General features: G+C 60.6%; 11 protein-coding genes. 5 read left to right on the top strand and 6 right to left on the bottom strand.

From position 1 onward, the window contains the following. Positions 1-27 precede the first annotated feature (27 nt). The 4 genes from coaBC to PH5382_RS13600 all read left to right on the top strand — a co-directional run bounded on the left by coaBC (position 28) and on the right by PH5382_RS13600 (position 5159). On the top strand, positions 28-1242 hold the full coding sequence (coaBC, locus tag PH5382_RS13585) for a bifunctional phosphopantothenoylcysteine decarboxylase/phosphopantothenate--cysteine ligase CoaBC (RefSeq protein WP_058334935.1): 1215 nt from the start codon (positions 28-30) through the stop codon (positions 1240-1242). A gap of 81 nt (positions 1243-1323) precedes the next feature. Further along, positions 1324-1779 carry a dUTP diphosphatase gene (dut, locus tag PH5382_RS13590; RefSeq protein WP_058334936.1) on the top strand — a complete coding sequence of 152 codons (456 nt, stop codon included), beginning with the start codon at positions 1324-1326 and terminating at the stop codon, positions 1777-1779. Continuing rightward, entirely contained in the window at positions 1779-2834 is a 1056-nt protein-coding gene (locus PH5382_RS13595) for a HesA/MoeB/ThiF family protein (protein ID WP_058334937.1), read from the top strand. Before dut ends, PH5382_RS13595 begins: the two co-directional genes overlap by 1 nt. Before the next feature lie 309 nt (positions 2835-3143). Further along, entirely contained in the window at positions 3144-5159 is a 2016-nt protein-coding gene (locus tag PH5382_RS13600; RefSeq protein WP_058334938.1) for a M3 family metallopeptidase, read from the top strand. A 131-nt stretch (positions 5160-5290) separates the two neighbouring features. Here the strand turns inward: PH5382_RS13600 and PH5382_RS13605 are convergent, their stop codons facing one another. From PH5382_RS13605 to PH5382_RS13630, 6 genes are all read right to left on the bottom strand, one after another. Beyond that, the gene (locus tag PH5382_RS13605) at positions 5291-6217 is read right to left on the bottom strand and encodes a 2-hydroxyacid dehydrogenase (protein WP_058334939.1); all 927 of its coding nucleotides are present in this window, start codon (positions 6215-6217) and stop codon (positions 5291-5293) included. A gap of 62 nt (positions 6218-6279) precedes the next feature. Next, complete coding sequence (rodA, locus tag PH5382_RS13610; protein ID WP_058334940.1) at positions 6280-7419, bottom strand: rod shape-determining protein RodA; 1140 nt, start codon at positions 7417-7419, stop codon at positions 6280-6282. After that, on the bottom strand, positions 7416-9362 hold the full coding sequence (mrdA, locus tag PH5382_RS13615; protein ID WP_058334941.1) for a penicillin-binding protein 2: 1947 nt from the start codon (positions 9360-9362) through the stop codon (positions 7416-7418). Before mrdA ends, rodA begins: the two co-directional genes overlap by 4 nt. Continuing rightward, positions 9362-9898, bottom strand: coding sequence for a hypothetical protein (locus PH5382_RS13620; protein ID WP_058334942.1), 537 nt, complete (start codon positions 9896-9898; stop codon positions 9362-9364). The genes mrdA and PH5382_RS13620 overlap by 1 nt, the downstream gene beginning before the upstream one ends. Further along, positions 9891-10856: a rod shape-determining protein MreC gene (mreC, locus tag PH5382_RS13625; RefSeq protein ID WP_058334943.1), complete on the bottom strand. Its 966-nt coding sequence runs from the start codon at positions 10854-10856 to the stop codon at positions 9891-9893. Before mreC ends, PH5382_RS13620 begins: the two co-directional genes overlap by 8 nt. Positions 10857-10917: 61 nt before the next feature. Then, positions 10918-11964, bottom strand: coding sequence for a rod shape-determining protein (locus PH5382_RS13630; protein WP_058334944.1), 1047 nt, complete (start codon positions 11962-11964; stop codon positions 10918-10920). Between the two features lie 269 nt (positions 11965-12233). Between PH5382_RS13630 and PH5382_RS13635 the strand changes: the two genes are divergently transcribed. Beyond that, a complete protein-coding gene (locus tag PH5382_RS13635; RefSeq protein WP_058334945.1) occupies positions 12234-13022 on the top strand; it encodes a 23S rRNA (adenine(2030)-N(6))-methyltransferase RlmJ in 789 nt (262 codons plus the stop codon). Positions 13023-13086 lie beyond the last annotated feature (64 nt).

Consider the following 13086-nt stretch of genomic DNA (forward strand, 5'->3'; position numbering starts at 1 on the left):
GCAAATTGGGGCAAATTGGGGTTGAGCATGGCGCTGGCTGGAAAACACATTCTTCTGATCATTGGCGGCGGCATCGCGGCCTATAAATCTCTGGAGCTGATCCGTCGCCTGCAGGATCAGGGTGCTTCGGTCAGCCCGGTCCTGACCCGGGCAGGCGAAGAATTTGTCACGCCGCTGTCGGTCTCTGCTCTGGCAGGACGCGCAGTACACCGGGATCTGTTTGATCTGACCTCTGAGGCCGAGATGGGCCATATCCAGCTGTCGCGCAGTGCGGATCTGGTGGTGGTGGCCCCGGCCACGGCAGATCTGATGGCAAAGATGGCGCAGGGGCTGGCCAATGATCTGGCCTCGACCCTGCTGTTGGCGACCGATACGCGGGTTCTGGTGGCCCCGGCGATGAATGTGCGCATGTGGGAGCATGCGGCGACCCAGCGCAACATAGAGAGGCTGCGCGGCGATGGTATCGAGTTCGTTGGTCCTAATGAAGGCAACATGGCCTGTGGTGAATTCGGCCCCGGCCGCATGGCCGAGCCGGATGAGATTGTCGTGGCGATTGCCGCGCATTTCAATCCAGAGCGCGTAGGGAAAGGTGCACTGACTGGGCGCCGTATTCTGGTGACCTCTGGCCCGACACATGAGCCGATCGATCCGGTGCGCTATATTGCCAACCGCTCCTCTGGGGCGCAGGGCAGCGCATTGGCCCGTGCTCTGCGCGACCAAGGGGCGGATGTGGTGTTTATCACGGGCCCGGCAGAGGTCCGGCCCCCCGAGGGGGTAGAGGTCGTGGCGGTCGAGAGCGCGCTTGAGATGGAGGCGGCAGTGCAGGCCGCGCTGCCTGTGGATGTCGGTGTCTTTGCAGCTGCGGTGGCCGATTGGCGCGTCGCCAGTGCCTCTGATCGCAAGCTAAAGAAATCAAAAGACGGCTTGCCCGTGCTGGAGTTTGCCGAAAACCCCGACATCCTGAAAGCTGTGTCGCAGATGGGCGCGGGGCGTCCGCCGCTGGTTGTCGGCTTTGCCGCCGAGACAAACGACGTGGTCGAAAATGCCACTGCCAAACGGCTGCGCAAGGGCTGTGACTGGATTGTCGCCAATGATGTGTCACCTGCAACCGGCATCATGGGAGGCCGCGAAAACGCGGTGGTGCTGATCTCGGAGCAAGGCGCTGAAGCCTGGCCGCGCATGGGCAAGGACGAAGTCGCTGTCAGATTGACGCAAAGAATTGCTGAGGCGCTCGAGGCCTGAGGTCGACCCGGTCTGGTAACGCGAGGGAAGGGCAGCTTTCAATAATCGGCTAGAATAGTCAGCACAACACGAGGATATGACATGGTTGAAATCCGTGTGATCTATGACGAAGGCGCGGATCAGAACCTGCCTTTGCCTGCCTATGAAACCCCCGGCGCTGCCGGTGCAGATCTGCGGGCCAACCTGCCGGATCGGCAGAAAATTACTCTGGCACCCGGTGGTCGTGCTCTGGTGCCGACGGGGCTGCGGATTGAGATCCCCGCAGGCTATGAGGTGCAGATCCGCCCGCGTTCGGGACTGGCGCTGAAACATGGCATCACCCTGCCCAACAGTCCCGGCACCATCGACAGTGACTATCGCGGGCCATTGGGTGTTATCGTGATGAACGCCGGTGAGGTCGCGTTTGAAATCAGCCACGGCGACAGAATTGCCCAGATGGTTGTGGCGCCAGTTGTGCAGGCGCAGTTTACGCAGGCAACGGCGCTCGAAGACAGCGCGCGTGGCAGTGGTGGTTTTGGCTCCACCGGGGTTGGCTGATGCTGCGAATTCTGGCACTGGCGGCATTTATCTGGTGGGGCGGCGGCTTTCTGGGCTGGTCGCGGGCGCTGCGTGCGTCTTTGCTTTTGGTGCTGTTTACAGCTGTGCTCGCGCTACAGCTTACCCTGCCGCAGGGGCACAGCCTACGCGAAGCTACTGGCGGATCTGTCCAGCCATGGCTGATCCTGGGCACAATTGCCCTCTTGGCGGCGGGCTACGGGTGGATTATCTCAAAGCTAAAGAAGCGCGCGCAACCCAAAGCAAGCTTAGGATCAGCCAGTCGCATGTCACATACTCCGCCTCTGTTTTCCGACATCGAACTTAACCGCTATGCTCGCCACATCGTCCTGCGGGAACTGGGTGGGCCGGGGCAGAAAAAACTCAAACAGGCGCGGGTTCTGGTGATCGGAGCAGGCGGGCTGGGCGCACCTGCGCTGCAATATCTGGCGGCTGCCGGGGTTGGCACCATCGGTGTGATTGACGATGACGAGGTGGAAAACGCCAATCTGCAACGTCAGGTCATTCACCGCGATGCAGATATTGGCATGCCCAAGGTCTTTTCGGCCGAAGCTGCAATGAAGGCGCAAAACCCCTATGTCGAGGTGCGGCCTTTTCACCGGCGCCTAACCGAAGACATCGCAGCGGACCTGTTTACAGAGTTTGATCTGATCCTAGATGGAACGGATAATTTCGAAACCCGCTATCTGGTCAATCGCATGGCGGTGCGACTGGGCAAGCCGCTGATTTCCGGGGCTTTGTCGCAATGGGAAGGCCAGCTGAGCCTGTTTCACCCGAAACAGGGTGGGCCCTGTTATCAATGCATCTTTCCCGAAGCTCCGGCCGCCGGGCTGGCACCGTCTTGTTCTGAGGCCGGCGTGATTGGGCCACTTCCGGGCGTGGTCGGCGCCATGATGGCGGTCGAGGCAATCAAGCAGATCACAGGGGCCGGCGCGGTTCTGCGCGGCGAGATGCTGATTTATGATGCGCTCTATGGCGAAAGCCGCAAGATCCGCCTTTCTAACCGGCAGGATTGCCCAATTTGTGGGGCTGCGTAACCATAGCTGCGCCTGACGGTTTGCTTGCATGACCGCAGGCTTGTCTATTCTGCACCCCCCGGTTTCTGTACGCATTCGACCGGCCAAAAAAACGCAACCGCCGCGCGCCTTGGCGCGCGGCCACGCCCAACAGTAAGGCGGCATCTTTGATGCCGTTGGCGCTGGTGGGAGCCCCCCTGTCCAGATCTTGCGGTCCAGGCCCGGCGCTGATTTCCGCTGAGCTTTATGCTTTGATGAACCACTCGCGCGCCAGCGGATTGCGGCCATCTTCCATTGGGGCTAGCCTCCTGCGCAAAGGAGAACGCTTCGATGACAAACCCCCTCTTGGCCCATTGGGACACCGCTTTTGAAATTGCCCCTTTCGACCAGATTTCGGATGCGGATTTTGCCCCCGCGCTGGATGTGGCCCTCAGCCAGCACAAGGCTGAGATCGCGCAGATCGCCACTAACCCGGAACCTGCGACCTTTGCCAATGTGATCGAAGCGCTGGAAACCCCAAGTCGAGGGTTGGAGCAGGTTCTTTCGGTGTTTTTTACGGTCGCCGGGGCCGACAGCAATCCACAACGCGAAGAACTGCAGCGAGAATTCTCGCCCAAACTGGCCGCGCATTTCTCCGAAATCACAGCAAACAAAGCGCTTTTCGCGCGGGTAAATGCGGTTTGGGAACAGCGCGATCAACTGGATCTCACACCGGAAAAAAGCCGGGTTCTGATGCTGACGCATCGCGGCTTTGTCCGGGGGGGGGCAGCCTTGGAAGGCGCGCAGGATCAGCGGATGCAGGCGATCAAGGGTCGCCTTGCCACCTTGGGGACCGAATTCACCCAAAACCTGCTCGCGGATGAACGCGACTGGTTCATGGAACTGTCAGAAGCGGATCTCGAGGGGCTGCCCGATTTCGTGATCTCGGCGGCGCGGGCCGCCGGGGCGGAAAAAGGTGCCGCAGGCCCGGTTGTGACGCTGTCGCGTTCGATCATCACGCCGTTTTTACAGTTTTCGCCACGCCGCGATTTGCGCCAAAAGGCATTTGTGGCTTGGGCCGCGCGTGGTGCCAATGGCGGCGCAACGGACAACCGCGCGATTGCCGCCGAAATCCTGGCCTTGCGGGCGGAACGGGCGACTCTTTTGGGCTATGACAGCTTTGCTGACTACAAGCTGGAAACCGAAATGGCCAAGACACCGGCAGCGGTGCGCGCCCTGCTGATGGATGTTTGGAAACCGGCCAAAGCCCAAGCCGAAGCCGATGCCGAAGTGCTGGCGCGGATGATGCATGAGGATGGTGTCAATGGCGATCTGGAACCTTGGGACTGGCGTTACTATGCCGCCAAGCGCCGCAAGGCCGAACACGATCTGGACGAGGCGGAGCTGAAGCCCTATTTGCAGCTGGACCGCATGATCGAGGCCAGTTTCGCCTGCGCCAACCGGTTGTTCGGGCTGGAATTCGCGCCTCTGGATGTCCCGCTTTATCACCCGGATTGCCGCGCCTGGGAGGTCACGCGCGATGGTAAACATCTGGCGGTGTTTATTGGCGACTATTTTGCGCGTGGATCGAAACGGTCGGGGGCCTGGTGTTCGGCGATGCGCAGTCAGGCGAAGTTCCCAAAAGAGCAGACACCGATTGTCATCAATGTCTGCAACTTTGCCAAGGGCGACCCAGCGCTTTTGTCCTGGGATGATGCGCGGACGCTGTTTCACGAATTTGGTCATGCGCTGCATCAGATGCTGTCAAATGTCAGCTATGAAAGCATCTCTGGCACATCCGTGGCGCGTGATTTTGTGGAACTGCCCAGCCAGCTTTATGAACACTGGCTGGAGGTGCCGGAGGTTCTGGGAGAGTTTGCAACCCATGCGCAAACCGGCGCGGCAATGCCGCCGGAACTGCTGAAAAAAGTGCTTGGCGCTGCGACCTTTGACATGGGTTTCCAGACGGTGGAATATGTGGCGTCAGCACTTGTAGATCTGGCCTTTCATGAGGGCGCGGCACCTCAGGATGTGATGGCGAAACAAGCAGAGGTGCTGCAGGATATCGGCATGCCCCATGCCATCGCCATGCGCCATGCAAGCCCGCAATTTGCGCATGTGTTTTCGGGCGATGGCTATTCGTCCGGCTACTACAGCTACATGTGGTCCGAAGTCATGGATGCCGATGCCTTTGCCGCCTTCGAAGAAGCGGGGGGGGCGTTTGATCCGGAACGGGCTGCAGCCCTGGAGAAATACATTCTCTCTACCGGTGGTTCGGTAGATCCAGCCGAGCTGTATACCGCCTTTCGCGGCCGTTTGCCGGGCGTAGAGGCGCTGCTCAAAGGGCGCGGATTGGCGGCGAAATAGGAGTTCTTGTGAGCCGGGGGAGGGGCTGTGCACCCCACCAAGGGGCGGTATGGGCTCTGCCCCCGGTCTGCGACTTCCCCCGGAATACTTTTAGAAGGTAAAAGTCCTCGGTGGGTACTGCTTCATGGCAATCAGTATCCCAGTTCTCGGTCGACCTGATTGAGAAAGGGGGCACCTGCCTCGCCGCGCTGGATGTTTTCGGCAATCATCTGTGCTGCAGTCACGGCGCGGGTTTCGGCGGCAATATGCGGCGTCACAGTGACCTTTGGATGTGCCCAATAGGGATCTGTGGCGGGCAGTGGTTCCACGCGAAACACGTCCAGCGTCGCATGGGCGATATGCCCGGTATCCAGTGCCGCCAGCAGTGCTGCATCATCAATCAGAGGCCCGCGCCCGGGATTGATGATCCGCGCGCCCTTTGGCAGCTGCGCCAGGGTTTCGGCATTCAGGATGTTTTCGGTGGCCGGTGTATCTGGCAGCAACAGTACCAGGATTTCCGCCTGCGAGAGGGCCTGGGTCAGACCATCTGGGCCGTGTTGGCAGATGATCCCAGAAATCTCCTTGGGGGAGCGCGACCAGCCGGTGACGGGAAAGCCAAACTTGGCCAGCCCCTGGGCGCAGGCAGCCCCCAGTGCGCCGAGCCCCAGAACGGCTACCGGACGTTCCTGCGCTAGAGGTGGCACCACCGGCTCCCATCGGTCCTGTGTTGCGATGCTGCGGTCGATATCGAGGTGATAGCGCAGCACATGGCCTGCGACCCATTCCACCATACCGGCCGTGAGGCCGGGATCGACCATCCGGCACAGCGGCATGGTCAAGGTTTGGTTGCCAGTGATCTTTTCCACCCCCGCCCAGAGGCTGAGCACCGCCTTGCAGCCTGTGTAGGGAGTAAAATCCTGTAAATCTGAATTGGGCGCATAGACGACATAGTCGACATCAGCCGGAGCGTGATCCTGACGCAGGTCCACGTCCAACCCTGCCTTTTCAAAGGCGGCTGTCAGGGGCGCTTGGTAGCCGGTCCAGCGTTCGGGGCGGGCTGCAAATTGAACCTTGATCATGCGGGGAAAGCTCCTGCTATGTGTGCGTTTTATTGTGTGTTTGGCGGGTGGGGATCAATCAGCTAGCGGGGGCGATGGATATTGGCGCTTTGCACCAGGCCAAAGGCCGCCAGAAGCACCAGCATTGCTGAGCCACCATAGGAGACCAAGGGCAGCGGCACACCCACCACCGGGGCCAGTCCCATGACCATCGACATGTTGACGGCAAAGAACAGGAAGAAGGTGATCGCCACGCCTAGCGTTACCAGCGATGAAAACCGGTCCTTGGCGGCCAGTGCGGTGGCGACGCAAAAGACGATGATCAGAATATAGAGGCTCAGCAGGGTGAAGCCGCCGATAAAGCCGAACTCTTCGGCCAGGGTGGTAAAGATGAAATCAGTATGTTTTTCCGGTAGGAAATTCAGCCGTGACTGGGTGCCCTGCATGTAGCCGCGCCCGGACCAGCCACCCGATCCCAGTGCGATTTTTGACTGGGTGATATGGTAGCCTGCCCCCAGCGGATCCTGCGAGGGGTCGAGGAAGGTGTCGATGCGGCGGTACTGGTAGTTCTTCAGCAGCTGCCAGTCAGTGCCCCGGCTTTGGAACACGGCCGTGACAAGGCCTACGCCTGCCGCGATGACGGCGGCAAAATAGCCCCAATGCACGCCCGCCAGAAACATCACGCCGCCGCCTGCGGCCAACAACAGGATCGAGGTCCCGAGGTCGGGCTGGCGCAGCACCAGAAAGGTGGGGAACAGGATCATCAGTACCGGCACCAGCACCCATATCGGGCGCGAACTGCGCTCGGCCGGGAGCCAGTCGTAATAGGCGGCCAGCAACATCACCAGGGTGATCTTCATCAGCTCTGAAGGCTGCAGACGCATAAATCCAAGGTCGATCCAGCGCTGAGCACCCATGCCTATGGTGCCAAAAAACTCTACCGCCAGGAGCAGAACGATGGACATCAGATAGGCCAGCACCGAGATATTGCGCCAGAACCAGATCGGCACCATGGCGACCACCAGCATCACACACATGCCCAGAAGGAAGCGTTTGAACTGGGGTTCTGCCCAGGGCGAAAATGAACCGCCGGCAACGGAATAGAGCATCAGAAATCCAACCCCCGCAACCGAAGCCAGCAGCAGCGTCAGTGGCCAGTTGAGATAGAGGATCTTGCGCAGGCCGGTGGGCGTGGATTTGGCGTGGTACTCAAGATAGCTCATGCCTGATCACTGTCCTGACTGCCGCCGCGCTGAAGGCGTTCGCGTTCCAGCCGTTCCTGTTGCGCCTTGATGCGGCTGCGGTCGCCCTTGGGATAAGCTGCCAGCGGCGGTGTGCCATCGTAAAGAGCCTGCAACATGACATCGCGTGCAATCGGTGCCGCCGCCTTGGAACCGCCGCCGCCATGTTCGACAATGACTGAGACGGCGAATTTGGGGTTGTCAAAGGGCGCAAAGCAGACATAGAGCGCGTGGTCGCGGCGATCCCAAGGAAGGTCTTCGTTGCGAATGACACCAGCGGCACGTTCGGCAGCGGTAATGTTGCGCACCTGGCTGGTGCCGCTTTTGCCGCCCATGCGCATGCCTTCGGCAATGATGCGCGAGCGATAGCCGGTGCCACGCCGGTCGTTGCTGACCGAATACATGCCACGCCGCACCATACGCAGATTGTTCTCATTCAATCCCAGGGACTCGCCTGCGCCCGAGGGCTGTTCGACGCCATCAATGGATTTGACCAGTCGCGGCGCGATGCTGCGCCCGGTGGCCAGACGCGCGGTCATCACCGCGAGTTGCAATGGAGACGCCAGAATGAAGCCCTGTCCAATCGAGGCGTTGACGGTATCGCCCACCAGCCAGTCCTGACCGCGCACCCGTGATTTCCACTCGCGGTTTGGTGCCAGCCCGCTGGCCACGGCCGACATCGGCAGGTCATGACGCATGCCCAGACCCAGCCGGTTTGCCATCGCCGAGATCTTGTCGATACCGACCTTGATGGCGAGGTCGTAGTAATAGACATCGCAGGATTGTTTCAGCGAGGTATTGAGGTCGACATGGCCGTGTCCGGCGCGTTTCCAGCAGTGAAACCGCCGCCCCGAAACCTCCAGATGTCCGGGGCAATAGACCGTGTCCTCGGGGCCAATCAGCCCGTCTTCGAGGGCGGCCATGACCGTGACCATTTTGAAGGTGGAGCCGGGAGGGTAAGTGCCCTGCACAGTCTTGTTGGCCAGCGGGCGGTAGGGGTCATCGGTGAGCATCCGATAGTCGGCCACCGAAATGCCGCGCACAAAAAGATTGGGATCAAAGCTTGGTGCCGAGGCCAGAGCGCGCAGATCACCGCTTTCGCAATCGACAATGACTACAGCCGCGCTTTCCTTGCCCAGACGCGCCTGAACATAGTTCTGCAGGTCGGCATCCACCGTCAGCTGCATATCGGCGCCGGCCTGGCCTTCCTTGCGGTCCAGCTCGCGCATGACGCGGCCTGTTGCATTGACCTCGACCCGTTTGGCCCCGGCGGTGCCGCGCAGAACGTCCTCGCGTTTGGCCTCAAACCCGACCTTGCCGATCTGAAAACGCGGGATGCGCAGGATCGGGTCGGGCCTGTCCAGTTTGCTGAGGTCATAGTCAGAGACCGGGCCGACATAGCCGACTACATGGGCAAAATCATCCAGCTGCGGATAGATCCGCGTCAGGCCGACCTCTGGCGTGATGCCGGGCAGGGCGGGGGCGTTCACCGCCACCTTAGAGATGTCTTCCCAGTTTAGCTGATCGGCAAGGGTGATCGGCAAAAACGGCGGTGAGCGGCGCATCTCGACCAAGGCGCGTTCGACGTCTTCGGGGTCCAGCGTGATCAGGCGCGATAATTTGGCGATCACCTCGCCAACGTCACCAGCATCCTCGGGGACAATGATGATCCGGTAGGAGGGCGAATTATGGGCCAGGGTCTGGCCGTTGCGGTCAAAGATCTCCCCGCGCGCGGGCGCCAGCAGGCGAATATTGATACGGTTCTCTTCGGCCAGTAGGCGGAACTGATCGGCCTGATCCACCTGCAGATAGCGCATCCGTGCCGCCAGACCGCCGGCAAAGCCCAGTTGCAACCCGCCGAGCAGCAAGGCGCGACGGCTCAGCTTGCGGTGGGCCCCTTCGAGTTCCTTGGCATTGCGTTTCACTAGCGGGCTCCCAGGGCTTCGGCCTCGGCGGGCGACAGTTTGCGCACGCCCAAAAGGCCCTGACTGAACAGAACCACCAAAGGATAGGTGGCGATTGTCGCCAGCATTTCAATCACCGAAAGGCTGAGCGGCGCCTGTTCCACCGCAAAGGCCGACAGAATGAAACGATTGAGCAGGGTGATAACAGTCATCACCATAGCCACCAAAAGCCATTCTGCGACAAAGGTCGTCTCCTGATGGGGCTGACTGCGGGATTTCAGAAACTCCACGCCCAGCACCACCAGCAGGGTCAGCAGGCCGGGGGGGCGGTGAAACAGCATATCTGCCATCAGCATCACCATGACCACCAGTGGGACCGGAACATAATCGGGGCGGCGCAGCGCCCAGGCCATGGTCAGCGCAATCAACAGATCCGGTGGCGCCCAGTTGCGGGGCAGGGTGTCGAGCGGCAACAGGCGAAAAAAGATCACCGCCAGCGCCAGCCCGGCAAAACCGCAGCGCATGAGTAGGATCCTAGCAGGCGTGTTTTCAACCATTGCCAGCTCCGTCAGAGCTGTCCTGACTGTCGCTGGCCTCTCCTGGCGCAGCATTCGGAGCAAGATCACCGGGGCGCGCGCGTGGCGTGGTGGCGCCGGGGGCGGGCACAATCAGCCCGCCGGGGTCGCGGATTACCTGCGTTCCGTGATGGCGCAGCACCCGCAGATATTCGAGCCGCTCATAGTCGGCCGACAGCCGTACCCGCATGCGTCCACTGCGGTCCTGGGTCACCTGACCCACGAGCAGCCCAGCCGGAAACACATCGCCATCGCCTGAGGTGATCACCCGATCACCGGGACGGACCAGATCGGCGTTTTCGAGAAAGGCCATCAGGGGGGCTGCGCTATTGTCGCCAGTGACCAATGCGGTCTGGCCCGACGGCTGAATGGTCACCGGCACGGCACTGGCCGCATCGGTCAACAATACCACCCGTGCAGTGTTGCGCCCGGTGCCGGAAATCCGCCCCACAAGGCCAATGCCATCCATGGTGGCCCAACCATCCTGAATACCATCGCGCGCACCAACGTTCAGGATCACCGATTGGCGAAACGGAGAGCCGCTATCGGCCATCACAACGCCGGTAATATAGGTGAGCTGTGGATCTAGCCGCACATTGTTCAGGTCCAACAGTCGGGCGTTTTCCTGTTCCAGCTGCAGTGCAGCTTCTTTCCACGCCCGCATCTGGCGCAGCTCAGAGCGCAGCTCGCGATTCTGTTCGGCCAGGCGCTGATAGCTTTGGAAATCGCGAAACAGATTGACTGTTCCGGTGACGGGCACCATGGCCCAGTCCATATTTGGCACGACGGCATCAATCAGCTGGGCGCGAAACCGTTCAACCCGGGGGCTGTCGATGCGCCAGACCAGAAACAGGGCGGCAAGCAGCAGACATAGCACGACGACCAGCAGGCGGCGCAGCGGGGTTGCATAGTCTTCGCGCTGGGAGCGGTCTTTGGCCAAGGGGCTCCTTTCGGGCGCCTGTCAATGCCCGCTCCCAATTACAGTGGCGGGCAGGCAGGGCTTAGCTGTCGTAATCGATAGCGTGACGCAGCTGCTTTTCGTATTCCAGGGCCTTGCCGGTACCCAGGGCCACGCAGTTCAGGCTTTCATCCGCGATAGAGATCGCCAGACCCGTGGCTTCGCGCAGGGCCAGATCGAGATCGCCAAGCAGGGCGCCACCACCGGTCAGCATGACGCCGCGATCCACGATATCGGCAGCCAGGTCCGGCGGCGTGGTTTCCAGCGCGGTCATCACCGCTTCGCAGATCTGCTGCACGGGTTCCGCCAGCGCTTCAGCCACTTGGGCCTGGCTGATTTCGATTTCTTTTGGCACCCCATTCAGCAGGTCACGACCACGGATTTGCATCGACTGGCCACGGCCATCGTCGGGCATCCGGGCGGTGCCAATAGAGGTCTTGATACGTTCGGCGGTGGCCTCACCAATCAGCAAGTTCTGCTGACGGCGCAGATATGAGATGATCGCCTCGTCCATGCGGTCACCGCCGACGCGCACCGAACGGGCGTAGACGATGTCACCCAGCGACAGAACCGCCACTTCGGTGGTGCCGCCGCCGATATCGACAACCATATTGCCAGTTGGGTCGGTGATTGGCATGCCAGCCCCGATGGCGGCCGCAATGGGTTCTGCAATCAGCCCGGCGCGCCGCGCCCCAGCCGAGAGAACCGACTGGCGGATCGCACGCTTTTCCACCGGGGTGGCGCCATGGGGCACACAGACGATGATTTTGGGTTTTGAGAAGGTCGAGCGTTTATGCACTTTGCGAATGAAGTGCTTGATCATTTCCTCGGCGGTGTCGAAATCGGCAATCACGCCTTCGCGCATCGGGCGGATAGCTTCGATGGAGCCAGGTGTACGGCCCAGCATCAGTTTGGCGTCTTCGCCAACGGCCAGGACCTTTTTGACCCCATCCTTGACGTGATAAGCCACCACTGAAGGTTCCGACAGGATCACACCGCGACCTTTGACATAGACCAGCGTATTTGCCGTGCCGAGGTCGATGGCCATATCCGAAGTGAACAAGCCGCCAAGATTTCCGAAAAACGACATATAAAACGTGATCCTATTGAACTGCAGCAGGGGCGACTCTGGAAGGGTCGCAGATCCCCTGCTTATACCAGTGCAGCCCCGTCGTGAAAGGGCGTTTTATGGTCGACTAGCGCCTTTTCGCCGGCGTGATGTGGCTGTGGCTGCCAGGGCTTGCACTTTGCGTCCAGACGTCGAACGCTACCAGAGGTGGTCTAAAGAATCCTGCTGTGAAATCAAAGGCACTGGGGTTTGTGGTTTCTTGTTGTCGAAATACACGCTAGAGGGCGCATATGCTGTCATATCAACATATCTATCACGCCGGAAATCTGGCTGATGTGCAAAAGCACGCGCTCTTGGCCTGGATGCTGTCCTACCTCACGCGCAAGGACAAACCGGTGAGCTATATCGAGACCCACGCGGGGCGAGGCCTTTATCATCTGGATGCGCCCGAGGCGGTGAAAACCGGTGAGGCGGCGGCAGGTATCGACCGGATCCTTGGTAAAGCCAGCCTCGACCCGGAGCATCCGCTGATGCGCGCACTGGCGGACTGCCGGGCAGAGCATGGCGAAACCGCCTATCCCGGCTCTCCCCTGATTGCGGCCAGCCTGCTGCGCGACAGCGACAGTCTGCATTTTGCCGAACTGCATCCCGGTGAACATGCCGCCCTGCGTACGGCGCTGCCATGGCGTCGCGCCAAGCTTTATCTGCAGGACGGCTTCGAGATGGCGCAATCGCTGGCGCCCCCAACCCCACGTCGTGGGCTGTTACTTATTGATCCAAGCTATGAGATCAAAAGCGACTATGACCGAATTCCCGGCATTATCGCAGCACTGCATCGCAAGTGGAACGTCGGGATCATCGCGCTGTGGTATCCGATCCTCAAGGATGGTGCACATGGTGCCATGCTCAAGGCGCTGGAACAGCAAAACCTGCCTGGGGCGATCCGCCACGAAGTGCGTTTTCCGCCCGCGCGCGAAGGGCACAGGATGATTGGGTCGGGCATGTTTCTGGTCAACGCCCCCTATGGCGCGGATGCGGAATGTGCGCGGCTGGACAGATTGTTTGCCGATCTGCAATAGATCAGGTGTTGGCGTCGATTGATGCTGCACAGGTATCGGGGATTATACCTGCCTGAACGTAGCG

The organism is Phaeobacter sp. CECT 5382, from assembly GCF_001457775.1.
Taxonomy (GTDB): Bacteria; Pseudomonadota; Alphaproteobacteria; order Rhodobacterales; family Rhodobacteraceae; genus Pseudophaeobacter.

Excerpts from the sequence above, each read along its gene's own strand:
- coaBC (WP_058334935.1), top strand. The coding sequence starts at position 28 with ATGGCGCTGGCTGGAAAACACATTCTTCTGATCATTGGCGGCGGCATC.
- dut (WP_058334936.1), top strand. The coding sequence starts at position 1,324 with ATGGTTGAAATCCGTGTGATCTATGACGAAGGCGCGGATCAGAACCTG.
- PH5382_RS13595 (WP_058334937.1), top strand. The coding sequence starts at position 1,779 with ATGCTGCGAATTCTGGCACTGGCGGCATTTATCTGGTGGGGCGGCGGC.
- PH5382_RS13600 (WP_058334938.1), top strand. The coding sequence starts at position 3,144 with ATGACAAACCCCCTCTTGGCCCATTGGGACACCGCTTTTGAAATTGCC.
- PH5382_RS13605 (WP_058334939.1), bottom strand. The coding sequence starts at position 6,217 with ATGATCAAGGTTCAATTTGCAGCCCGCCCCGAACGCTGGACCGGCTAC.
- rodA (WP_058334940.1), bottom strand. The coding sequence starts at position 7,419 with ATGAGCTATCTTGAGTACCACGCCAAATCCACGCCCACCGGCCTGCGC.
- PH5382_RS13620 (WP_058334942.1), bottom strand. The coding sequence starts at position 9,898 with ATGGTTGAAAACACGCCTGCTAGGATCCTACTCATGCGCTGCGGTTTT.
- PH5382_RS13630 (WP_058334944.1), bottom strand. The coding sequence starts at position 11,964 with ATGTCGTTTTTCGGAAATCTTGGCGGCTTGTTCACTTCGGATATGGCC.
- PH5382_RS13635 (WP_058334945.1), top strand. The coding sequence starts at position 12,234 with ATGCTGTCATATCAACATATCTATCACGCCGGAAATCTGGCTGATGTG.